A 22474-nucleotide genomic window follows, 5' to 3' on the forward strand; every position below is an offset into this window, starting at 1 on the left:
ACCGTTCCGACGGACGGGGCCTTCACCCTTCCCGGGGCTAGGCTCGCCGTATGACCTCAGCCCGGAAGCGCGCGCGTACGTACGACTCGGCCAGGATCCGTGCGGCGGTGCTCGCGCAGTTCGGGAACGTACGGGAGGGTGTGCGCGGCCTGACCGAGGAGCAGTTGGCGCTGCCCGCGGGGCTCGGGGACTGGACCGTGCGGGAGTTGGCGGCGCACCTCACGATGGGCGTCCAGGCCGTGAGCCGGCAGCTGGAGCTGCCCGCACCGCCCGCGAAGGAACTCGCGCTGCTGGACTGGCCGTTCGGGACGGCCTCGCGCTCCGGGGCCATCTCCGACGGCACGCGCGCGCTCGCCGCGGCGAACCCCGACCTCGACGCGCTGTACGCCACCGCCGAGGAGCGGATCACGGCGAACCTCGCCACCGCCCCCGACGACCGGCTGCTCGGCGTGCCCGCCGGGGCGATGACCCTCGCCGACTTCCTCGTCACCCGTACGGTGGAACTCGTCGTCCACACCGACGACCTGAACCGGGCCGCGGGCGTCGCCGTCCCGTTCGACCGCCAGGCCCTCGCCGCCTGCACCCGGCTGCTCGCCGACGCCCTCGCCGTGAAGGCGCCCGGCGCCTCGACCGAGGTCCGGATCCCGCCGTACGCCGTCGTGCAGTGCGTGGAAGGGCCCCGGCACACCCGTGGCACCCCGCCGAACGTCGTCGAGACGGACCCGCTGACCTGGATCCGGCTCGCCACGGGACGCCTGGAGTGGAAGACGGCGCTGGACGAGGCCAAGGTCAGCGCGAGCGGCGAGCGCGCCGACATCGGCCCCCTGCTCCCCCTGATGGGCTAACCCGCCCCGCGTCCCGCCCCCGTCCCGCCCCGCGTCCCGTGCGAGGCCCGCGCCCGGGTGGCCGGCCCGCCCACGACGGCCGGCCCGGACCCGACCACGTACCCGGCGGACACCGGGCGCCTGACGGCCGCCGCGTGTCCGGCGGCCACGACGTGCCTGGTGGTCACCGTGTGTCCGTCCCCGCCACCGCGTGTGCGCCCGCGCCACGGTGAGCGACGGACATATCACCCTCAGCCGGACCGGGGCCACCCGTGCGATGTGCCAAGACTCACTCGTGAGGGCCGGGAAGGCGGCGCCCCGGCCCCGCGAGAGCAAGATCACTCATCGGTCCGACCGTCGCCGCACCGCTCTGACCAGCGCGAACGGTGTCCGGGCGGGCTCGCGGGACGACGAGTGATCCACGGGCGGCCTCGTATCCCCAATTCGGACCAGTGGTCGATCTCGCCTACACTCGGTGCCGTGCCACGTGGTGACGGTCGACTCAGTCATGATCTGCTCCCCGGTGAGAAAGGCCCCCAGGACGCTTGCGGCGTCTTCGGTGTCTGGGCTCCCGGCGAAGAGGTCGCCAAGCTCACTTACTTCGGGCTCTACGCCCTCCAGCATCGGGGTCAGGAATCCGCGGGGATCGCGGTCAGCAACGGCTCCCAGATCCTCGTCTTCAAGGACATGGGCCTCGTGTCCCAGGTCTTCGACGAGACCTCGCTCGGTTCGCTCCAGGGTCATATCGCGGTCGGTCACGCCCGCTACTCGACCACCGGTGCCTCCGTGTGGGAGAACGCCCAGCCGACGTTCCGTGCCACAGCGCACGGCTCCATCGCGCTCGGTCACAACGGCAACCTCGTCAACACGGCGCAGCTCGCCGAGATGGTCGCGGACCTGCCCAAGCAGGAAGGCCGCAGCACCCGTGTGGCGGCCACCAACGACACCGACCTGCTCACCGCGCTCCTCGCGGCCCAGGTCGACGACGACGGCAAGCCGCTGACCATAGAAGAGGCTTCCGCCCGGATCCTGCCCCAGGTCAAGGGCGCCTTCTCGCTCGTGTTCATGAACGAGCACACCCTCTACGCCGCCCGTGACCCGCAGGGCATCCGCCCGCTGGTCCTCGGCCGGCTGGAGCGCGGCTGGGTGGTCGCCTCCGAGTCCGCGGCCCTCGACATCTGCGGCGCCAGCTACGTCCGCGAGATCGAGCCGGGCGAGTTCGTCGCGATCGACGAGAACGGTCTGCGGACCTCTCGATTCGCGGAAGCGAAGCCCAAGGGCTGTGTGTTCGAGTACGTCTACCTGGCCCGTCCCGACACGGACATCGCCGGTCGGAACGTCTACCTCTCGCGCGTCGAGATGGGCCGCAAACTCGCCAAGGAAGCGCCTGTCGAGGCCGACCTGGTGATAGCGACCCCGGAGTCCGGGACGCCCGCCGCGATCGGTTACGCGGAGGCCTCCGGCATCCCGTTCGGCGCCGGCCTGGTCAAGAACGCCTATGTCGGCCGGACCTTCATCCAGCCCTCGCAGACGATCCGCCAGCTCGGAATCCGCCTGAAGCTGAATCCGCTCAAGGAAGTCATCAAGGGCAAGCGCCTGGTCGTCGTGGACGACTCGATCGTGCGCGGCAACACCCAGCGCGCCCTGGTCCGGATGCTCCGCGAGGCCGGTGCGGCCGAGGTCCACATCCGGATCTCCTCCCCGCCCGTGAAGTGGCCCTGCTTCTTCGGCATCGACTTCGCGACCCGCGCCGAGCTGATCGCGAACGGCATGACGATCGAGGAGATCGGCACCTCGCTCGGCGCCGACTCCCTCTCGTACATCTCCCTGGACGGGATGATCGAGGCCACGACGATCGACAAGCCCAATCTGTGCCGCGCCTGCTTCGACGGCGAGTACCCGATGGAGCTTCCCGACCCCGAACTGCTCGGCAAGCAGCTCCTGGAGACCGAGCTGGCCGCGGGTCCCGCAGCCACGGCCGCGGCTGACGCCATCCGTCGCCCGTAGCGCCGCAGAGCCCCGTTTCACCAACCGAAAGATCCCAGGCAATGTCTGCTGTACCTGATCAGTCGACTTCGTCGACGGGCACTGCTTCCGGCGCGTCCTACGCGGCCGCCGGCGTCGACATCGAGGCGGGCGACCGCGCCGTGGAGCTCATGAAGGAGTGGGTGAAGAAGACGCGGCGCCCCGAGGTCCTCGGCGGCCTCGGCGGCTTCGCCGGCCTCTTCGACGCCTCCGCCCTCAAGCGCTTCGAGCGTCCGCTGCTCGCCTCCGCCACCGACGGTGTGGGCACCAAGGTCGACATCGCCCGCCAGCTGGGCGTGTACGACACGATCGGACACGACCTCGTCGCGATGGTCATGGACGACATCGTGGTGTGCGGCGCAGAGCCGCTCTTCATGACCGACTACATCTGTGTGGGCAAGGTCCACCCGGAGCGTGTCGCGGCCATCGTGAAGGGCATCGCCGAGGGCTGTGTCCTCGCGGGCTGCGCCCTGGTGGGCGGCGAGACGGCCGAACACCCCGGTCTGCTCGGACCCGACGACTTCGACGTGGCGGGAGCCGGTACCGGCGCGGTCGAGGCCGACCAGCTGCTCGGCCCGGATCGCATCCGTACGGGTGACGCGGTGATCGCCATGGCGGCCTCCGGTCTTCACTCGAACGGGTACTCGCTCGTCCGGCACGTCCTCTTCGACCGGGCGAACCTGCGCCTGGACCAGCACATCGAGGAGTTCGGCCGCACGCTCGGCGAGGAGCTCCTGGAGCCCACCAAGATCTACTCGCTGGACTGTCTGACGCTCACCAAGAGCACCGAGGTCCACGCCTTCAGCCACATCACCGGAGGCGGTCTGGCGGCCAACCTGGCCCGCGTGATCCCGGACGGTCTGCACGCCGTGGTCGACCGCGGCACCTGGACCCCGGCACCGGTCTTCGACCTGGTCGGCAGGACCGGTGGCGTCGAGCGCCTGGAGCTGGAGAAGACGCTGAACATGGGCGTCGGCATGATGGCGATCGTGCCCGAGGAGTCCGCCGAGGTCGCTCTCGCCGTCCTCGCGGACCGCGGGGTGGACGCCTGGGTCGCCGGTGAGATCACCGAGCGCGGGGACCGTACGACGGGCGCGGAGCTCGTCGGCGACTACGCGAGCTGAAGCGGGGACCGGGAGCGGAGGCCGGCGGTCACGCCGGCCGAAGCTCCCGGAGCAGCACGAAACCCGGTCCGGCGCTGAGGCCCCGAACCGGGTGAAGTGCAGTCGCTACGAGAAATCCGCCAGGCGGGATCTGCCAGAAACCCACGCCAGGTGATCCACCGGTTGAAGAGATCGCGGAAACTGCGAGGGACGCTGTTGCGTCAAGCGCCGCGACGTTGCGACTGCGGACCGGACTGGTCGTCCTCGTCCTCGTCGTCGTCGTTGTAGAGATCCGCGTACTGTGCGTACGGGTCGTCTTCCTCGTCGTCGTCCTCGAACGGCTCGCCATTCGGCGGCTGGCTCGAAGTCGAAGCGCCCAGCTCATTGGCCAGACGCGAGAGGTCAGTCCCGCCGCTGCTGTACTTCAGCTGGCGGGCGACCTTCGTCTGCTTGGCCTTTGCCCGGCCGCGCCCCATGGCTCGACCCCCTCGGATACGGGGCTCGACGGCCCCAGAGTCTTGACACGCGTTCATGATCTGGAACGGACTCTCCGTGGAGAGACCGGTCCGTAGGGCTTCCACGGTACCTGAGCCCGCGCCCATACGGTACGTCGCCCGCAGCACGCGCCTTCGCCCAGCCCCCGCGAGGTGCCCTGTCCTCGCTGGTCAACCGCGATTTTAACCTCTTCTTGGGCTACGACCCGCCGACAGACGTGAGAGTTCTCTCCCAACCGCCCGTCGACGGGTCCCTGACAAGCGCCTGAGGCCCCGGAAGGGGTCAGTGGCCGCGTGCCTCCGCCATCCGCTGCTCGGCGATCCGGTCGGCCGCCGCGGCCGGCGGGATCCCGTCCTGCTTCGCACGTGCGAATATGGCCAGCGTGGTGTCGAAGATCTTCGTGGCCTTGGCCTTGCACCGGTCGAAGTCGAAGCCGTGGAGCTCGTCGGCGACCTGGATGACCCCGCCCGCGTTCACGACGTAGTCCGGGGCGTAGAGGATCCCGCGGTCGGCGAGGTCCTTCTCGACGCCCGGGTGCGCCAGCTGGTTGTTGGCCGCGCCGCACACGATCCGGGCCGTGAGCACCGGCACGGTGTCGTCGTTCAGCGCCCCGCCCAGCGCGCAGGGGGCGTAGATGTCGAGGCCCTCGGTGCGGATGAGCGTGTCGGTGTCCGCGACGGCCGTGACGCCGGAGGGGTGCCGGTCCAGGATCCGCCGCACGGACTCGGCCCGCACGTCCGTGATGACGACCTCGGCGCCGTCCGCGCGCAGGTGGTCGACCAGGTGGTGGCCCACCTTGCCGACGCCGGAGACGCCGACCCTGCGGCCGCGCAGCGTCGGGTCGCCCCACAGGTGCTGCGCGGAGGCCCGCATGCCCTGGAAGACACCGAAGGCGGTCAGGACCGACGAGTCGCCCGCGCCGCCGTTCTCCGGGGAGCGTCCGGTCGTCCACCGGCACTCGCGCGCCACGACGTCCATGTCGGCGACATAGGTGCCGACGTCGCACGCGGTGACGTACCGGCCGCCGAGCGAGGCGACGAACCGGCCGTAGGCGAGGAGCAGCTCCTCGGACTTGATCTGCTCGGGGTCGCCGATGATGACGGCCTTGCCGCCGCCGTGGTCGAGCCCGGCCAGGGCGTTCTTGTACGACATCCCGCGCGCGAGGTTGAGGGCGTCGGCGACGGCCTCCTGCTCGCTCGCGTACGGGTAGAAGCGCGTGCCGCCGAGGGCGGGGCCCAGGGCGGTGGAGTGGATGGCGATGACGGCCTTCAGGCCGCTGGCGCGGTCCTGGCAGAGCACGACTTGCTCATGACCGCCCTGATCCGAGTGGAACAGGGTGTGCAGTACATCAGCAGGCGCGCCGGTTACGTCGGTCACTGTGGTGACTCCCAGGTAAAAAGCGGCGGTTGGGTGCGGTGCCCGTGCGGATGGCGGGCTCCGTGGGAATGAGACTAGAGCCTGTGCCGACCCGCCCTCGGCGCAGTGTTCAGGATCACCTACGGGCGGGGTACGGCCGTGGTTCGATTTGCATGGATTTCTGTTCAGGTTCCGATTGGTTCTCGCTGGTTTTCCCGGTGGTCGACGGGGGAGGGAGCAGGCGTGCCCAAGGTGTCCGCGGTGATCGTCCCGTACACGTCGTACCTGCGCGTGTACGAGCCACTGGCCGCGTTCCCCGAGTCCGAGCGCGCCCACTGGACGCGCTACGCCCGGCGCCCCGAGCGCCCCTCGTACCAGGACGAGCTGCGCCGCTCGCTGGCCGATCTGCTGCCCACCCCGCCGGTGCCCGTGCCGGTGCACGAGAGCGGTGACGCGTTCGTGGCCGAGGTGGACGGCGTGGTGTGCGTCTGTCCCTGGCGCACCCGGCTGCGCGGCTGGCAGGCCCTGGACGAGCTGGGCGAGGACCTTCCCGCGTCCGTCCTCGACGCGGTGCTGCCGCCGCTGGTACGGCGTCAGGCGGCCCTCGACTACGAGCGGTGGCTGGCGCGCAACCCCGACGCCCGTCCGTGGATCCGCACCTCCACCTGGCAGGTGCCGCTGAACTGGTTCGTGCTCGTCACCGACGAGGAGCGGGAGTACGAGAAGGGGACGGGCCCGGCCGGAGCCGTGCCGCTGCTGCGCTACCGGACGCCGATGGTGCAGGCGCGGCGGCGCACGGCACGGGCCCTGCGCACGCTCAGGGACACGCTGGACGACGGTCCGCTCGTCGAGGGCCTGGTGGACGTGGGGCGCTGGCTGGAGGAGTTCCATCCGCGTTCGCTGGTCGAGCTGGACTACGGCGGGCTCGTGCACACGCTGCCGGCGGGCGATCTGGAGGGCGACCACTCCGCCGCCGACGTGGCCGAGGGCATCGAGGCGCTGCGCACCGGGGACGGGGCGACGGCGGGCGAGGCGTACGGCCGGCTGGTGGAGCGCTGGCGGTCCGTCAGGGACCGGCGTTCGGCGAACTGAAATCACTGCGTCCGGTTGTGATCTGGCTCTCACAGGTTTGGGGTCGAACTCGCGTATGGTCCTCACACACTGAAGAACCCTCACGTCCAGGACGTAGAGCCCGATCCGGGCGTATGCGTCAACGGGTGGCAAGCGTGACGGACGGCACTTACCCGGCTCTTGCATCGCTTCCCCCTCCCCGTGTCAAAATAGGACAAGGAGCCCGGGGGAGGGCTCCCTCCGCCCGCTTTTGGGGGGGAATCTCGGCATTGCACGCTTTTAGGACGTCTGGTGACTCCTGATCGCCCTGTGACTGATCGTCACAGTGGCGTGACTGTCCGCTATGGCATGGTCCATCGGCTTCCGTCGCTGATGAACACCTGGGAGGGCAATTCCATCGGTTTGGCCGACGCGGCTGGACGGATGGTGTAGTTGTAGTGCCGAGGACAAGCCGTTCGTCCTATAACCGACTCGACTCGCGTCCGCCATTTCGGGCAACGCGGGTCAAGGTGCAGAATTTAGAGGAAAGAACCGAGAAGGTTCGGTTCTCCCGAGGAGGCCGCTCATGACCGCTCGCACCCCTGATGCCGAGCCGCTGCTGACCCCCGCTGAGGTCGCCACGATGTTCCGCGTCGACCCCAAGACGGTCACGCGGTGGGCGAAGGCCGGCAAGCTCACGTCCATCCGCACGCTCGGAGGACACCGTCGTTACCGCGAGGCTGAGGTCCGCGCACTGCTCGCGGGTATCCCGCAGCAGCGCAGCGAAGCCTGAGTCACCGCATAACCGGACAAGTCGACGGATCCCCCAACCCGTCGAGGCGTCCACACCACAGCTCCAAGCGACGCGGGTTCTGCCCCAACAGAGCTCACGCCCAAGCGTTTTTGCCAGATGAACAGGGTGCGTCGTAGGTCGCGCTGGACTCCGCCGGGTCCAGCGCGATTTTTTTTGTGCGTTCCACGCGTCCCCGCGGCCGGTCTGTGAGCGGCCTTGTCGAAGTCTGGGGGCGGGTGTCGGATCGGCTGTGGATGTCCTCGACGACCGGTGCAATTGCACATATTAAATTGACTGGTTGTAGGAGGGGGGTAAGTTCCACACTTCTGAAAACATATGCGGTGACTCCCGTCACATGCCACAGTCCTTGTCCACCGAGAGCCTTCTGCGCTAGGGGAGTTGGGGATCGGAGGGCTCGTCGTGCGAGGCGGGACGCACGGGGGCCGCGGAACCGGCCCCGGGTCACGCCGGCGAGGGGTGTTCGTCCTCCGGGGCGTCCTCGGTGTCCGGCTCGTCGTCCGGGACGGCCTCCACGTCCATGGCCAGTCGCGCGAGCTGACGGCAGACCGGGCAGTTCCGCGTCAGGTGGCGGTACCCGGAGGCGGCCGCCAGATGGGCTCGCAGCAGAGCCCGGGTCTCGTGCCGGGCGGACACCGCCATGCGCACCTCCAGAGGGCCGGCAGGGCGAGGGCCCTGGATTCCGGGGTACCGGCGGAATGTGACGCCGTCAAGGGACGCGAACGCGCCGCGGCCGCGCCCCTGATGGCCCCGTGGGCGGCCACCGGGGCCGCGCGGGGCGGTGCGCGCACGCGAACACGGCCGGTGGACGGGCCGGAGGGCCCGCCGGGCGGGAACGCGGCGGCGCGGTCCCGGCGCGGGCGGCCGGACAGACGAAAAGGCCCGGAGCTTTCGCTCCGGGCCTTCCTTCGTGCGGTCCTGACGGGATTTGAACCCGCGGCCTCCACCTTGACAGGGTGGCGAGCACTCCAAACTGCTCCACAGGACCTTGATTCGCAGCGACTTGTTGGTGCGCCGTGCTGCGAAACAGACTGTACATGAGGTCAGACCCCGGGGTCGAACTCACCGCCCGTGCGGGTGCCGTTACGGCGCCGCGGCGTCGATCGCCTTCACGATCCGCTTGTCGGAGACCGGGTACGCGGTGCCCAGCGCGTGGGCGAAGTAGCTGACCCGCAGCTCCTCGATCATCCAGCGGATGTCCAGGACCGACGAGGGCACGGGACGGCCCTGCGGCAGCTGCTCCAGGAGCCAGGCGTACTCGTCCTGCATCTCGTGGACCTTCTCCATCCGGCTGGTGTCCCGCTGGGCACCCGTCGGCATCTGCTGGAGGCGCCGGTCCGCGGCGACCAGATAGCGCATCAGGTCCGGCAGCCGCCGCAGCCCCGTCGCCGTCACGAAACCGGGCCTCACGAGGGCGTCCAGCTGCTTCCGTACGTCCGCCAGGTTCGCGAGCAGGACGGGGCTCCTGACGCCCTTCAGACGGCGCTCACAGGCCTGCCAGGCGGCGAGCACCTGCTGCACCTGCCCGACCGTGCGCACGGTCGTGTCGACGATCTCCGCGCGCACCTTGTCGTACAGCTTCCGGTAGGACTCCTCGTCCCACGCCGGGCCGCCGAAGTCCGCGATCAGCTTGTCCGCCGCGGCCATCGCGCAGTCGTCGAAGAGCGCCTGCACCGAGCCGTGCGGGTTCGCGGACAGGGCGAGCTTCTGGGCGTTGGTGAGCTTGTCCGAGGCGAACTTGCCCGGGTTCACCGGGATGTTGCGCAGGATCAGCCGGCGCGTGCCCTTCCACATGGCCTCGGCCTGCTCGGCCTCCGTGTCGAAGAGCCGCACCGAGACGGTGTTCGCCGCGGCGCCGTCGTCCACCAGTGCCGGATACGCCTTCACCGGCTGGCCGGCCCGGCGCGTCTCGAAGACCCGCCGCAGCGAGCCGATCGTCCAGTCCGTCAGCCCCGAGCGCTCCAGCGACTCGCCGCCCTCGCGCTCCGCCGTCGCCGCCGCGGCCTGCGAGATCGCCTGGCGCGCCTTCGGCTTCAGCCGGAGCTTGAGCGCCTCCAGGTCCTTGTCCTCGGCGAGCTTGCGGCGCCGCTCGTCGACGATCCGGAACGTGATCTTCAGATGGTCGGGGAGCCGGGACCAGTCGAAGTCGTCGGCCGTCAGCGGCACGCCGACCATCCGCTTGAGCTCGCGCGCCATGGTCAGCGTCAGCGGCTCCTGGAGCGGTACGGCCCGCTCCAGGAACTTCTGGGCGAAGTTCGGGGCCGGCACGTAGTTCCGCCGGATCGGCTTCGGGAGCGAACGGATCAGCTCCGTCACCACTTCCTCCCGCAGACCCGGGATCTGCCAGTCGAAGCCCTCGTCCGTGACCTGGTTCAGGACCTGGAGCGGGACGTGGACGGTCACGCCGTCCGCGTCCGCGCCCGGCTCGAACTGGTAGGTCACCCGGAACTTCAGCCGCCCCTGGAGCCAGGAGTCGGGGTAGTCGTCCTTCGAGACCGCGCCGGCCCGGTCGTTGATGAGCATCGAGCGCTCGAAGTCGAGGAGTTCGGGTTCCTCGTGCCGCTTGTGCTTCCACCAGGAGTCGAAGTGCGCCCCGGACACGACGTGTTCGGGCACCCGCTGGTCGTAGAAGTCGTACAGGGTCTCGTCGTCGACCAGGATGTCCCGGCGGCGGGCCCGGTGCTCCAGCTCCTCGACCTCGGTGAGCAGCTTGCGGTTGTCGGCGAAGAACTTGTGGTGCGTGCGCCAGTCGCCCTCGACGAGCGCGTTGCGGATGAACAGCTCGCGGCTGGCCTCCGGGTCGATCCGCCCGTAGTTCACCTTCCGCTGCGCGACGATCGGCACGCCGTACAGCGTCACCTTCTCGTACGCCATCACGGCTGCCTGGTCCTTCTCCCAGTGCGGCTCGCTGTACGTCCGCTTGAGGAGATGGCCGGCCAGCGGCTCCACCCACTCCGGCTCGACACGGGCGTTGACGCGCGCCCAGAGCCGCGAGGTCTCGACCAGCTCCGCCGACATCACGAACCGCGGGGGCTTCTTGAAGAGCGCCGAACCCGGGAAGATCGCGAACTTGGCGCCGCGCGCGCCCAGATACTCGTTCTTGCCCGTGCTCCGACCGCTCTCGCCGCCGGTCTCCTTCACGTCCTTCATGCCGATGTGCGAGAGCAGCCCGGCGAGCAGGGACACGTGGACGCTCTGCTCGGGAGCGTCCTCCTCGTTCAGCCGGATGCCCATCTGCTGGGCGACGGTGCGCAGCTGGCTGTAGATGTCCTGCCACTCGCGGATGCGCAGGAAGTTCAGGTACTCCTGCTTGCACATCCGGCGGAACGCGGACGAGCCCCGCTCCCGCTGCTGCTCGCGGATGTAGCGCCACAGATTCAGGAAGGCGAGGAAGTCGGAGGTCTCGTCCTTGAAGCGGGCGTGCTGCTGGTCGGCCTGCGTCTGCTTCTCGGACGGCCGCTCGCGCGGGTCCTGGATGGAGAGCGCGGCCGCGATCACCATGACCTCGCGCGCGCAGCCGTTCTTGTCGGCCTCCAGGACCATCCGGGCCAGCCGGGGGTCGACGGGGAGCTGGGCGAGCTTGCGGCCCATCGGCGTGAGCCGCTTGCGGGCGTCCTTCTCCGCCGGGTCCAGGGCGTTCAGCTCCTGGAGGAGCTGGACGCCGTCGCGGATGTTGCGGTGGTCCGGCGGGTCGATGAAGGGGAACTTCTCGATGTCGCCGAGGCCGGCCGCGGTCATCTGGAGGATGACGGAGGCGAGGTTCGTGCGCAGGATCTCGGCGTCGGTGAACTCCGGCCGGGCGAGGAAGTCGTCCTCGGAGTACAGCCGGACGCAGATGCCGTCGGACGTACGGCCGCAGCGGCCCTTGCGCTGGTTGGCGCTGGCCTGCGAGACCGGCTCGATGGGCAGCCGCTGCACCTTGGTGCGGTGGCTGTAGCGGGAGATGCGCGCGGTGCCCGGGTCGATCACGTACTTGATGCCCGGGACGGTCAGGGACGTCTCGGCGACGTTGGTCGCCAGAACGATCCTGCGCCCGGTGTGCGGCTGGAAGACGCGGTGCTGCTCGGCGTGCGAGAGCCGGGCGTACAGCGGCAGGACCTCGGTGAAGCGGTAGTTCTTCTTGGTGATGGCGTCGGCCGTGTCGCGGATCTCCCGCTCGCCCGACAGGAAGACGAGGATGTCGCCCTTGCCCTCGGCCTGGAGCTCCTCGACGGCGTCGCAGATCGCGGTGATCTGGTCGCGGTCCGCGTCCTCGGAGTCCTCCTCCAGGAGCGGGCGGTAGCGCACCTCGACCGGATACGTCCGGCCGCTGACCTCGACGATCGGGGCGTCCCCGAAGTGCCGGGAGAACCGCTCCGGGTCGATGGTCGCGGAGGTGATGACGACCTTGAGGTCGGGGCGCTTGGGCAGCAGCTGGGCGAGATAGCCGAGCAGGAAGTCGATGTTGAGGGACCGCTCGTGGGCCTCGTCGATGATGATCGTGTCGTACGCGCGCAGCTCGCGGTCCGTCTGGATCTCGGCGAGCAGGATGCCGTCCGTCATCAGCTTGACGAAGGTGGCGTCCGGGTTGACCTGGTCGGTGAAGCGGACCTTCCAGCCGACGGCCTCGCCGAGCGGTGTGTCCAGCTCCTCCGCGACCCGCTCGGCCACCGTGCGGGCGGCGATACGGCGGGGCTGGGTGTGCCCGATCATGCCGCGCACGCCACGGCCCAGCTCGATGCAGATCTTCGGGATCTGGGTGGTCTTGCCGGAGCCGGTCTCACCGGCGACGATCACGACCTGGTGATCGCGGATGGCCGCCGCGATCTCGTCCTTCTTCTGGCTGACCGGCAGCTGCTCGGGGTAGGTGACGGCGGGGACGCGGGCGCGGCGCTCGGCCGTCCGGGCCTCGCCCCTGGCCACCTCCGCCTCGATCTCGGCGAAGACGGCGGAGCGGGCCTCGGGCTTGCGGATCTTGCGCGCGCCTTCGAGCCTGCGCCCGAGCCGGTGCGCGTCGCGCAGGGGCAGCTCGGTCAGGCGGGCGGCGAGATCGCCGAGGGCGGGGGCGGGGTGCGTAGACATACGCGGTCCAGGATCTCATCCCGGGGAAATCCGTGGCGAACGCTTTTGCCGCGGCGCCCGCGCCCGGGTCAGGGAGCGCGCTGGGCGGGCGGCGCGGACGCCTCGGCGGCGGACCCGGGGTTCCCGGCGCCGGGGGCTCCGGTTCCTGCTCCGGGCGCGGGTCCTGTGGCCGTGGCGGGCGCTCCGGGGCCGGGCGCGGTGGCGTGCGCGGTGCCGGTGGCGGGCGCCGGGTCCCGGCGGGGGGCCGATCCCAGGGCGATGGACCGGGCGGTGTTGGAGACGGCCTTGATACCGAGATAGGCGGTGGTCATGCTGCTGACCGCGGTGAACGCGGCGGTGAGCACGCCGACGATCACGGACTTGTCGCCGTCGAGCCGCCAGACCCCGAGGGCCGCGACGCCGACGATGGCGAGATTGCTCATGACGACCGCGATCAGCCCGTACCGCGCCCGGTCCTTCTCCAGCTCGGTGTCCCGCACGGCTGCGGCCTCGTCCCGGCTCATGTTCGTCCCCCCGATGGAACCCGATCGATCAGCCGGAGAAGCTAGCGCCGACCGGGCGCGGTGCCAAGCGGACCGTCGCTTACCGGCCACATCCGTCCCGGTGCGGCGAGGAACGGACGAGGGGCGCGCCCCTCTCGGGCGCGCCCCTCTCGGGCGCGCCCCTCCTTCGCCGGCCTGTGCCGTGCGGACCGTTCTGTCAGGGGGCCATGTACCTGGAGAAGTAGGTGTAGTGCTTCTTTTCCGTGCCGCCGAGGGTGCGGTAGCTGAAGGACACCATCCCCTTGGTGGTGAGGGTCGAACCGCTGGACGGGAAGTACCAGGCGTTGCCGATGTCGTCGTTCTCGAACTCCGTACCCACCACGAGTTCGCTGCGGCCGTCCCGGTTCATGTCGGTGAGCAGCAGGCTGCTTCCCCACCGGTCGTAGGACTCGTTCGCGCCGGGCACGCCGGGGGAGTTCTGGTTGTAGGAGACCGCGCCGGTGCCGGTCAGCCCCTTGGCGGAACCGCGCAGCACCATCACCCCGCCGGTCGTCGAGACCCCGGAGATGCTCTCCTGCTGGGAGCTGACCGCGACGTCGGCGTAACCGTCGTGGTCGATGTCGCCGGTGGCGAGGGCGAAGCCGAAGCGGTCGTACGTCTCGCCCGTGCCCGGGACGCCCGGGGTGTCCTGGCTGATCCGCACCGCCGGACGGGTGGTGCTCAGGCCGGTGGCGCTGCCGTAGTTGACGACGATGGAGCCGCCCACCACGCCCGCGGGGTTGTAGCCCTCCAGGAACGCGCCCTGGATCACGTCGCCGAAGCCGTCCCCGTCCACGTCGCCGATCGCCGCGCTCCCGCCCAGATTCGGGAGCCGACGCGGGTTGTGCAGCCCGCCGGGCGAACCGAGCAGCAGGATCGCCCCGGCGTAGGACCCCTCCTTCGGAGGCGTCCGGCGGATCGAACCGAGCAGGAGGAGGTCGGTCGTGCCGTCGCCGTTCACCTCGCCCGCGACCAGGGACTGGCCCCCGAAGCCGGGGTCGATGTCCTGGTACGCGTACCGGTCGACCGCGGCCGGTACGCCGGTCCGGGAGAACGGTCCCCTGGAGATGTGGAACCCGGCGTAGTCGTCGTGGATCGCGAGGTCCTCGTGGCCGTCCCCGTCGAAGTCCCCGGCGACCGTCCCCCGGTCGCTCGCCCCGCCCGCCGTACCGTCGGACAGGAGGGCGCTGCCGGACAGACCGCGCGCTCCGCCCCACACCACGACGGACTTCTGGAGGGGGCTCGTGATCACGAGGTCGTCGTAGCCGTCGCCGTCCAGGTCACCCGGGGTTGCGTTCTCGGCGAAGTACCTCGCCGTGGCGACCGGGGCGGGGAGGCCGGGGAAGTCCTTGGTGATCCTGACCTTCCGCGCGGTGTCGAGTCCCCCCGGCCCTCCGTAGAGCACGGACGCCGCATCACCGCCGGTGACCACCATGTCCCCGTAGCCGTCGCCGTTGAAGTCGACCCGGGGGGCCGCCACCGGTGCGGCGTCGGCCTCGACCGGATCGCCCACGCCGATGGCGGTGATTCCGGCGACCAGTGTCGCGACCAGCCCGACCGCCAACGCGGTTCTCCGCATACCCACACCCTTGCTTCCCGAGGCGTGCCGACGGATGTGCCGCACGTTCCGCCGAGCAAGATCGATCAACGGGGCGAAAGGTTGTACGGGCCGGGTGTGCGGCAGGACAGACGAGAACACCCCCTCCAGAAGTTCCCGGAGGGGGTGCATGCCCGGAAAGGGCGGTTGTGGCTGGGGCCGGGGTCGAACCGGCGACCTATCGCTTTTCAGGCGATCGCTCGTACCAACTGAGCTACCCAGCCACGAGATTTCCGAGGAAATCTCAGCGGTCCTGACGGGATTTGAACCCGCGGCCTCCACCTTGACAGGGTGGCGAGCACTCCAAACTGCTCCACAGGACCAAGCTGTTGTGTGCGAAACAAGCGATGCAAGTGTCGCACACGGTGTTGCGTGCCCCCAACGGGATTCGAACCCGTGCTACCGCCTTGAAAGGGCGGCGTCCTAGGCCGCTAGACGATGAGGGCTATCGGCCCGCCTGCGCGCTTCTCAGCGCGTCGGGGACGTGAGAAGCATATGGGATGGCGGGAGGTATCGCCAAAACGGTTTACGGGGAGGTCCCGGAGGGGGTCCCCGAGGGCTGCGGCGAGGGGGTCGCGCCGGGCTGGTTCTCCTCCGCCAGATGGCGGCTGACCTCGGCCGACGTGAGGCCCAGACCGCCCAGCCGGATCTCGTCCCAGGCCTGGAGCCGGTGGGTGTCCCGGTCCATGTACAGGACCGAGGCCTCGATCGGGGCGGGGTACTGGCGCTCGACCGCGCGCAGCCCGCTTCCGCCCGTCGAGCCCTCGACCCGCAGCCGGGTGCCCTGCTTCATGACCTCCATCTCCTCGTGGTGCAGATGTCCGGCGAGCACCAGGGGCACCGCGCCGTCCGTGCCGCGGGCGGCGACCGGTTCATGGGCGATCGCGATGTCGACCGGGGTGCCCGCGGCGCGCTGCTCGCGCAGGGCCGAGGCCAGGCGGGCGCCCGCGAGTCCCTCCGCCGCGTCGCCGCCCGGCACTCCCGACCTGTCGGGCGTGAACTGGGGATCGCCGATGCCCGCGAACCGCAGGCCCGCGACCGTGACCGCCCGGCCGTCGTCGAGGACGTGCACGTTCCTCAGGTGGCCGAGGTAGCGCTGGGTCTCGCGCGAGTCGTGGTTGCCGCGCACCCAGACGTACGGGGCTCCGAGGTTCGGGATCGGGTCCAGGAAGCCGTTCTCGGCGGTCGAGCCGTGGTCCATCGTGTCGCCGGAGTCGACGATGACGTCGATCGCGTACTGCTTCACGAGGGAGGCGATGATCTTCCAGCTCGCCGGGTTCAGATGGATGTCGGAGACGTGGAGCACCCGGATCGTGGTCGGGTCGGGCTCGTAGGCCGGGAGGGTGGACGCGACGTCGTACAGCTTCGTCACGTTGGTCACCAGGCGCGCCAGTTCCTTCTGGTAGACGTCGAACTCGCTGACGATGCTGCGGGCGTCGCCGACCAGGGAGGGCGCGGAGGCGAGGAGCCCGGAGTACTTCGGCTCCAGGACCGACTTGGGGTTCCAGGTGGCGAAGGCGGTCGCTCCCGAGGCGGCCAGCAGGCAGAGGGCGAGGCCGCCGGCGGCGAGGGCGCGGCGCGGGCGGCGGTAGACCGCGAGGCCGAGGGCCGAGGCGCCGGCGACCACGGCTATGCAGGAGCGGACGGCCAGGTCGAGGGTGCCGTGCTCCACGTCCCGTACGACCTCGTCCTGGAGTCCGGCGAGGCGTTCCGGGTGCTCCACGAGGGCCTGCGAGCGCTCCGGGTCGAGCCGGTCCACGTCCACGTCCAGCCGCAGCGGGGCCTCGTGGCTGTTCAGCTCCAGCGCGCCGAGCGGGGAGATGTTGATCTTCGTGCCACCGGTGAGGGAGGGGCGCAGGGTCATGGTGGTGTTCATGGGGCCGACCGGGACGCGGACGTCGCCCACGGCCAGCAGTCCGAGCCAGGCGCCGAGCAGCACCACGCCCACGAGTCCGAGGGCACGGGCGTACGGGTTCTGCCGGGCGGCGAGTTCGAGCGCCGGGCCCTTGCGGCGGCCGGGGCGGCGGTGGGGACGGCGGCGGGCGAGCGCGCGCAGCGCCCGTCCGGCGCGGTCCGCCGTACGGCGGAGGGTGGCGGTTGCGGCAACGGGGGCGCGGGCCATTTGTCCCGTCTGCCCAAGGTGTGGGGTGGGTATGCGGGGTTCCGTCACCCTCACGGGCGGGGGGCGCGGTTCGGGGAGGGGGAGCGCGCGGGCCCCGGGCCGGAGGGTCCGCCGCTGGGCGGGTGGCGCGGCACGCGGCCCGGGAGGCAACCGTGGAGGTGGCCGGGGAGGCGGTGGGGTCCGCCGTCCGGCCCGGGCCGCGGTCCGCCGGTCGGTCAGCCCCAGCCCAGTTCGTGCAGACGGTCGTCGTCGATGCCGAAGTGGTGGGCGATCTCGTGGATCACGGTCACGGCGACCTCGTGGACGACCTCGTCCGTGGTCTCGCACCGGCGCAGGGTGGGGCCCATGTAGATCGAGATGCGGTCGGGGAGCACCCCGGCGTACCACTCGCCGCGGTCGGTGAGCGGCGTGCCCTCGTAGAGGCCCAGCAGCTCCGGATCGTCCGCCGGGGGCTCGTCCTCGACGAACACGGCGACGTTGTCCATCACCCGGGTCAGTTCGGGCGGGATCCGGTCGAGCGCCTGGCTCACGAGCTCTTCGAAGGTTTCGCGCGTCATCTCCAGCACCCCGCCATTGTCGTGGATGGCGTGCCGCGGGCGGCGGACGACGGAGGCCCGGAAGGGCCGGAAGGGCCGGAAGGGCCGGAGCGCGGCCGGGAAACCGGCGGCCTGCCCCACATGGGGTGTCTCGTGCCGGTTTCGGAGTGTTCTGCCAAAGAGGGCCCCGGCGGTCCGGTGATAGTGCGGGCATGACACGCACCTCCTCCCCGGCCCGCCCGGGCGCCCGTGCCCTCACCCGCGCCCGCAAGGCCCTCCTGTGTGCCGCCCTCCTCGCCGTCACGGTCCAGACCGCCGCCGTGCCGGCGTTCGCCCAGGGGCCCGGAAGGGGTCCGAGAAACGACTGCGTGAGGACCGCCCGACCCCTCGGCGGCGAGGCCGCCCAGGTGCTCGCCATCACCCGCAGGGCCAAGGCCGACCTGCATCTGAAGTCCGTGGAGCTGAAGGTCACCCGGGGCGGGCGCGAGGTCCTCACCGACGCCCTCGGCGAGTCCATGACCGGGGTCCCGGCCCGGCCCGACATGCACTTCCGCGCCGGTTCCGTGGTCTTCTCCTACGTCGGGACGGCCCTCCTGCAGCTCGTCCAGGAGGGCAAGGTCCGCCTGGACGACACCGTCGAGCGCTGGCTGCCGACGCTGCCGAAGGCGAACCGGATCACCCTGCGGATGCTGGCCACCAACACGACCGGGCTGCACGACTACGTCACCGACCCGAAGTTCCTGGCCGAGCTGGAGGCGCACCCGTTCCGCGCCTGGACCCCGAACCAGCTGCTCGCGTACCCGTACAGCCACTCGTTCTGGTACAAGCCGGGCACCAACTGGAGCTACTCGCACGCCAATTACCTGCTGCTGATCCAGGCGCTGGAGAAGATCACCGGCACCCGGATCGACCGGCTCCTGCGGGAGCGGGTCACGGGCCCGCTGGGGCTCCACGAGACCCGGAACAACTTCACCCCGAACATCCCGCGCCCGGTCCTGCACGCCTTCACCTCCGAGCGCGGCCTGTACGAGGAGTCCACCTTCTGGAACCCGTCGTGGACCACCGCGCCCGGTGCCGTGATCACCACGCAGATCTGTGACCTGGCCCGTTCCGCGCAGGGCATCGGCAGCGGGCGGCTCATCTCGCGCCGCTCCTACCGCACCCTGGTCAACCCGGGAACCGTCGGTCTCGGCCACCCGACGGACCGGTGTCCCGCCACGGTCTGTCTGCCGCAGACCGAGGCCAAGCACTTCGGGCTCGGCGTCATCGTGATCAACGGCTGGATCCTCCAGAACCCCTCGTTCTCGGGCTACGCGGCGATCCAGGCGTACCTCCCGTCCGACCGTCTCGCCATCGCGGTCAACGCCACCAAGACCAAGGACACGCCCGACGGCAACATGGCCGAGGTCGTCGCGCAGCGCATCGCGGCGGCGCTCGCCCCGCAGGCCCCGCTGGCGCTCGGCTGACCCGCCCGTAGCGCCTTCGGACCGCGTCCCGCCACGCGGAGGCGCCGGCTTCGTCCCGCCCCCCGGGCCCGGTTGGGTCCGGGGGGCGCGTGTCCTCCCGCGGGCGGCGGGAGTTGGACGGGGAGAACTCCCGTCTCTCCCCACGCTCCCGGCTCCTTCCGGGCGGGGGACACCCCGTTCGGAGGTGGCCGCCCGTGCGCGCCTTGTACGTACCCGCCCGTCTGGCCGCCGCGGTCCTGGCCCTGGCCGCCACCGCGGGCTGTATGAGCGTCGGTGCCGACGCGGGGCAGCCGGCGCCCTCGCACCCGGCGGGCAGACGGGCCGACGGGGTGCCCGGCGCCGGGGCCGCGGCGGGCGCCGGCGGGATCGGGTCGTACGGCGGGAAGGGCGGCAAGGACGGCAAGCGGGGCAAGGCCTCGGCGAAGCCGGGGCAGTCCGCCTCCGACGACCCGTCGGCGTCCGCGTCACCCGGCGCGAAGCCCTCCGCGAAGGCGACGGACAAGGACGGGAGCCCGTCCGAGGGCTCCGCGCCGCCCGGCGGCGACCCGACCCCCTCGCGTACGACGGAGGAGCCGAGCTCCGAGCCCTCGTCGGACCCGCCGCCCCCGTCGTCCGACCCCGGCCCCGGTCCCGCGGAGCCGTCCTCGTCGGCGCACGAGCAGCCGGTGACCCAGCTCGTGCAGCGGGAACCGGCGCCGGCGGCGGGCTCCGGGGTCTTCCGGGCCCCGTGACACCCGTGGAGCCGGCCGGAGCCCCTGGAGCCGGGCAGGTCCGGGGAGCGCCGCGGGGGTCCGCGGAGCCGGTCGTCGCGGTGCCCGCGCGGCCGGTGTGGCGGGCTTCACGGGTTTCGGAGCCGCGGATGTGGTCCGTTCAACAGCGCGCCCGGCCGCGGCGCGGTAGCTTTGATGACGCGAGCAGGTGGCTTGGAATGCACCCTCACCTGCTCGTATGAGGCTCAGTTTGCCTTCATGGGGGAAGGGTGCGTATGGTAGTAGATCGTTTGATCCCATTTGCCCGGCGCCGCCGCAGAGAGCGCCGCGTGGCGCGTACTCTCCCTTGCCGTGGCCGGACCGCATAGAGGCGGTCGTTTGCGACTTCACGGAGTTTGGGCGCGTGCCGAGGAACTCCGGAAGGTTCGCATTTCGCATGTCTGTTTCCAGTACTGATCACTTCGTCGTGCCCGAGAACGACGAGAACAACGACGTGGTCGAGGTCGTCGAGACCATCGAGTCCGACGTCGAGACCGCCGAGTCCGCCCCCGAGATCACCTTCTCGGACCTGGGTCTGCCCGAGGGCGTCGTCCGCAAGCTCGCGCAGAACGGCGTGACCAGCCCCTTCCCGATCCAGGCCGCGACCATCCCGGACGCCCTGGCCGGCAAGGACATCCTCGGCCGCGGCCGCACCGGCTCCGGCAAGACCCTCTCCTTCGGTCTCCCGACCCTGGCGCAGCTCGCCGGCGGTCACACCGAGAAGAAGAAGCCCCGCGCCGTCATCCTCACGCCGACCCGTGAGCTGGCCATGCAGGTCGCCGACGCGCTCCAGCCCTACGGCGACGTCCTCGGCCTCAAGATGAAGGTCGTCTGCGGCGGTACGTCGATGGGCAACCAGATCTACGCCCTGGAGCGAGGCGTCGACGTCCTCGTCGCCACCCCGGGCCGTCTGCGCGACATCATCAACCGCGGCGCCTGCTCGCTGGAGAACACCCAGATCGCCGTCCTCGACGAGGCCGACCAGATGTCGGACCTGGGCTTCCTGCCCGAGGTCACCGAGCTGCTCGACCAGATCCCGGCCGGCGGCCAGCGCATGCTCTTCTCCGCCACGATGGAGAACGAGATCTCCACGCTGGTCAAGCGCTACCTGACGAACCCGGTCACGCACGAGGTCGACAGCGCCCAGGGCAACGTCACGACGATGTCGCACCACATCCTCATCGTGAAGCCCAAGGACAAGGCGCCGGTCACCGCCGCGATCGCCTCCCGCAAGGGCCGCACGATCATCTTCGTCCGCACCCAGCTGGGCGCCGACCGCATCGCGGAGCAGCTGCGCGACGCCGGTGTGAAGGCCGACGCGCTGCACGGCGGCATGACGCAGGGCGCCCGCACCCGGACGCTCGCGGACTTCAAGGACGGTTACGTCAACGCGCTCGTCGCGACCGACGTCGCCGCCCGGGGTATCCACGTCGACGGCATCGACCTGGTCCTGAACGTGGACCCGGCCGGTGACCACAAGGACTACCTGCACCGCTCCGGCCGTACGGCCCGCGCCGGCCGCTCCGGCACCGTCGTGTCGCTGTCGCTGCCGCACCAGCGCCGCCAGATCTTCCGGCTGATGGAGGACGCGGGCGTCGACGCCGCGCGTCACATCATCAACTCCGGTACGGCCTTCGAGCCCGAGGTCGCCGAGATCACCGGCGCCCGGTCGATGACCGAGGTCCAGGCCCAGTCCGCGGGCGACGCCGCCCAGCAGGCCGAGCGTGAGGTCACGCAGCTCACCAAGGAGCTGGAGCGGGCGCAGCGCCGTGCCGCCGAGCTGCGCGGCGAGGCCGACCGTCTGGTCGCCCGTGCCGCCCGTGAGCGCGGCGAGGACCCGGAGGTGGCCGTCGCGGCCGCCGCCGAGGCCGCCGCCGAGCAGGCCGTTGTCGAGGCGCCGGCCGCCGAGGCCGCCGTCGTCGAGGCGGACGAGCGTCCCTCGTACGAGCCGCGTCAGCGTCGCGACGAGCGGGGCAACTACGAGCGTCGTGACAACGACCGTGGTGGCTTCCGCCGTGATGACAACCGTGGTGGCGGCTTCAACCGCGATGACCGTGGCGGCCGTTCTTTCGAGCGTCGTGACGACAACCGTGGTGGTGGCTTCCGCCGTGACGACAACCGTGGTGGCGGCTTCAACCGCGATGACCGTGGCGGCCGTTCTTTCGAGCGTCGTGACGACAACCGCGGTGGTGGCTTCCGCCGTGACGACAACCGTGGTGGCGGCTTCAACCGCGATGACCGTGGCGGCCGTTCTTTCGAGCGTCGCGATGACAACCGTGGTGGCGGCTTCAATCGCGACGACCGTGGCGGCCGTTCCTTCGAGCGCCGTGACGAGCGTGGCGGCCACCGGGGCAGCGACCGTCCCTTCAACCGTGACCGTCAGGGCGACCGTCCCGCGGGCGGTGGCTTCCGCTCCGGCCACGACCGTCCGACCGGCCGTCGCGACGACCACCGTGCCACCGGCGCCGGTTCGTCGTTCCGCCGCGACGAGAAGCCGCGCTGGAAGCGCAACGGCTGACGCCTGACAGCTCAGTGAAGTGAAGCGATGTGGCCCCTACCCGGACCGGGTAGGGGCCACATCGTCGTTCCCGGGCCGATCCGCAGAAAAATCGCTTCCTGTTGATCCGTCAACTCACTGTATTGTCAGTGCACTTGTGTGAGGGATGTGACGGCTGGGGGCCAGGTCCAAACCTGGGACGGCGAGCGTCTCCCCGCACTGTTCCGGGAGGGGTATTCCTTGCTTCGTCATTCCTTCGTC

General features: G+C 70.7%; 16 protein-coding genes and 4 tRNA genes. 8 read left to right on the forward strand and 12 right to left on the reverse strand.

What is annotated here, in order from left to right; genetic code table 11:
• Window positions 1-50: 50 nt before the first annotated feature.
• The 3 genes from ACFWI4_RS31490 (at window position 51) to purM (ending at window position 3973) form a co-directional block, all read left to right on the forward strand.
• Window positions 51-845 carry a sterol carrier family protein gene (locus ACFWI4_RS31490; RefSeq protein ID WP_387203176.1) on the forward strand — a complete coding sequence of 265 codons (795 nt, stop codon included), beginning with the start codon at window positions 51-53 and terminating at the stop codon, window positions 843-845.
• 459 nt (window positions 846-1304) lie between these two features.
• Window positions 1305-2831: an amidophosphoribosyltransferase gene (gene purF / locus ACFWI4_RS31495; protein ID WP_385402591.1), complete on the forward strand. Its 1527-nt coding sequence runs from the start codon at window positions 1305-1307 to the stop codon at window positions 2829-2831.
• A 41-nt stretch (window positions 2832-2872) separates the two neighbouring features.
• On the forward strand, window positions 2873-3973 hold the full coding sequence (gene purM / locus ACFWI4_RS31500; protein WP_387203179.1) for a phosphoribosylformylglycinamidine cyclo-ligase: 1101 nt from the start codon (window positions 2873-2875) through the stop codon (window positions 3971-3973).
• 200 nt (window positions 3974-4173) lie between these two features.
• Here purM and ACFWI4_RS31505 read toward each other — a convergent pair whose 3' ends face one another.
• Together ACFWI4_RS31505 and ACFWI4_RS31510 are read right to left on the reverse strand one after the other, a co-directional pair.
• Window positions 4174-4428 (reverse strand): DUF3073 domain-containing protein, encoded by a 255-nt coding sequence (locus ACFWI4_RS31505; RefSeq protein ID WP_037615441.1) that lies wholly within the window; start codon window positions 4426-4428, stop codon window positions 4174-4176.
• A gap of 301 nt (window positions 4429-4729) precedes the next feature.
• Complete coding sequence (locus ACFWI4_RS31510; protein WP_387203182.1) at window positions 4730-5824, reverse strand: Leu/Phe/Val dehydrogenase; 1095 nt, start codon at window positions 5822-5824, stop codon at window positions 4730-4732.
• Window positions 5825-6046: 222 nt separating this feature from the next.
• Here ACFWI4_RS31510 and ACFWI4_RS31515 point away from each other — a divergent pair, with 222 nt between their 5' ends.
• Together ACFWI4_RS31515 and bldC are read left to right on the forward strand one after the other, a co-directional pair.
• Window positions 6047-6895 (forward strand): hypothetical protein, encoded by an 849-nt coding sequence (locus tag ACFWI4_RS31515; protein ID WP_387203185.1) that lies wholly within the window; start codon window positions 6047-6049, stop codon window positions 6893-6895.
• 544 nt (window positions 6896-7439) lie between these two features.
• A complete protein-coding gene (gene bldC / locus ACFWI4_RS31520) occupies window positions 7440-7646 on the forward strand; it encodes a developmental transcriptional regulator BldC (protein ID WP_003949541.1) in 207 nt (68 codons plus the stop codon).
• 462 nt (window positions 7647-8108) lie between these two features.
• Here bldC and ACFWI4_RS31525 read toward each other — a convergent pair whose 3' ends face one another.
• From ACFWI4_RS31525 to ACFWI4_RS31570, 10 genes are all read right to left on the reverse strand, one after another.
• On the reverse strand, window positions 8109-8306 hold the full coding sequence (locus ACFWI4_RS31525) for a DUF6274 family protein (protein ID WP_385402580.1): 198 nt from the start codon (window positions 8304-8306) through the stop codon (window positions 8109-8111).
• 271 nt (window positions 8307-8577) lie between these two features.
• A tRNA-Asp gene (locus ACFWI4_RS31530) sits at window positions 8578-8652 on the reverse strand.
• 95 nt (window positions 8653-8747) lie between these two features.
• Window positions 8748-12725 carry an ATP-dependent RNA helicase HrpA gene (hrpA, locus tag ACFWI4_RS31535; RefSeq protein ID WP_387203188.1) on the reverse strand — a complete coding sequence of 1326 codons (3978 nt, stop codon included), beginning with the start codon at window positions 12723-12725 and terminating at the stop codon, window positions 8748-8750.
• Between the two features lie 68 nt (window positions 12726-12793).
• On the reverse strand, window positions 12794-13228 hold the full coding sequence (locus tag ACFWI4_RS31540) for a hypothetical protein (protein WP_387203191.1): 435 nt from the start codon (window positions 13226-13228) through the stop codon (window positions 12794-12796).
• Window positions 13229-13424: 196 nt separating this feature from the next.
• Window positions 13425-14825, reverse strand: a complete 1401-nt coding sequence (locus tag ACFWI4_RS31545) for an FG-GAP and VCBS repeat-containing protein (RefSeq protein WP_387203194.1) — start codon at window positions 14823-14825, stop codon at window positions 13425-13427.
• Between the two features lie 168 nt (window positions 14826-14993).
• Window positions 14994-15067 (reverse strand) — tRNA-Phe (locus ACFWI4_RS31550).
• Window positions 15068-15091: 24 nt separating this feature from the next.
• Window positions 15092-15166: transfer RNA gene (locus ACFWI4_RS31555), tRNA-Asp, on the reverse strand.
• A 50-nt stretch (window positions 15167-15216) separates the two neighbouring features.
• Window positions 15217-15289 (reverse strand) — tRNA-Glu (locus ACFWI4_RS31560).
• A gap of 80 nt (window positions 15290-15369) precedes the next feature.
• A complete protein-coding gene (locus ACFWI4_RS31565; RefSeq protein WP_387203197.1) occupies window positions 15370-16965 on the reverse strand; it encodes a metallophosphoesterase in 1596 nt (531 codons plus the stop codon).
• Between the two features lie 215 nt (window positions 16966-17180).
• Window positions 17181-17531 (reverse strand): metallopeptidase family protein, encoded by a 351-nt coding sequence (locus ACFWI4_RS31570; protein WP_382782861.1) that lies wholly within the window; start codon window positions 17529-17531, stop codon window positions 17181-17183.
• A gap of 182 nt (window positions 17532-17713) precedes the next feature.
• Here ACFWI4_RS31570 and ACFWI4_RS31575 point away from each other — a divergent pair, with 182 nt between their 5' ends.
• The 3 genes from ACFWI4_RS31575 (at window position 17714) to ACFWI4_RS31585 (ending at window position 22234) form a co-directional block, all read left to right on the forward strand.
• A complete protein-coding gene (locus tag ACFWI4_RS31575) occupies window positions 17714-18967 on the forward strand; it encodes a serine hydrolase domain-containing protein (protein WP_387203200.1) in 1254 nt (417 codons plus the stop codon).
• Window positions 18968-19161: 194 nt separating this feature from the next.
• Window positions 19162-19698 carry a hypothetical protein gene (locus ACFWI4_RS31580; RefSeq protein WP_387203203.1) on the forward strand — a complete coding sequence of 179 codons (537 nt, stop codon included), beginning with the start codon at window positions 19162-19164 and terminating at the stop codon, window positions 19696-19698.
• A gap of 415 nt (window positions 19699-20113) precedes the next feature.
• A complete protein-coding gene (locus ACFWI4_RS31585) occupies window positions 20114-22234 on the forward strand; it encodes a DEAD/DEAH box helicase (protein WP_387203206.1) in 2121 nt (706 codons plus the stop codon).
• The last annotated feature ends 240 nt before the right edge of the window (window positions 22235-22474 follow it).

It is taken from the genome of Streptomyces sp. NPDC127038 (genome assembly GCF_042725875.1).
Taxonomy (GTDB): domain Bacteria; phylum Actinomycetota; class Actinomycetes; order Streptomycetales; family Streptomycetaceae; genus Streptomyces.

What these genes read in the sequence shown, in the direction of transcription:
- bldC (WP_003949541.1), top strand. Translation starts at nt 7,440, where the DNA reads ATGACCGCTCGCACCCCTGATGCCGAGCCGCTGCTGACCCCCGCTGAG.
- hrpA (WP_387203188.1), bottom strand. Translation starts at nt 12,725, where the DNA reads ATGTCTACGCACCCCGCCCCCGCCCTCGGCGATCTCGCCGCCCGCCTG.
- ACFWI4_RS31575 (WP_387203200.1), top strand. Translation starts at nt 17,714, where the DNA reads ATGACACGCACCTCCTCCCCGGCCCGCCCGGGCGCCCGTGCCCTCACC.
- ACFWI4_RS31505 (WP_037615441.1), bottom strand. Translation starts at nt 4,428, where the DNA reads ATGGGGCGCGGCCGGGCAAAGGCCAAGCAGACGAAGGTCGCCCGCCAG.
- ACFWI4_RS31585 (WP_387203206.1), top strand. Translation starts at nt 20,114, where the DNA reads ATGTCTGTTTCCAGTACTGATCACTTCGTCGTGCCCGAGAACGACGAG.
- ACFWI4_RS31545 (WP_387203194.1), bottom strand. Translation starts at nt 14,825, where the DNA reads ATGCGGAGAACCGCGTTGGCGGTCGGGCTGGTCGCGACACTGGTCGCC.
- ACFWI4_RS31525 (WP_385402580.1), bottom strand. Translation starts at nt 8,306, where the DNA reads ATGGCGGTGTCCGCCCGGCACGAGACCCGGGCTCTGCTGCGAGCCCAT.
- ACFWI4_RS31540 (WP_387203191.1), bottom strand. Translation starts at nt 13,228, where the DNA reads ATGAGCCGGGACGAGGCCGCAGCCGTGCGGGACACCGAGCTGGAGAAG.
- ACFWI4_RS31565 (WP_387203197.1), bottom strand. Translation starts at nt 16,965, where the DNA reads ATGGCCCGCGCCCCCGTTGCCGCAACCGCCACCCTCCGCCGTACGGCG.
- purM (WP_387203179.1), top strand. Translation starts at nt 2,873, where the DNA reads ATGTCTGCTGTACCTGATCAGTCGACTTCGTCGACGGGCACTGCTTCC.
- ACFWI4_RS31490 (WP_387203176.1), top strand. Translation starts at nt 51, where the DNA reads ATGACCTCAGCCCGGAAGCGCGCGCGTACGTACGACTCGGCCAGGATC.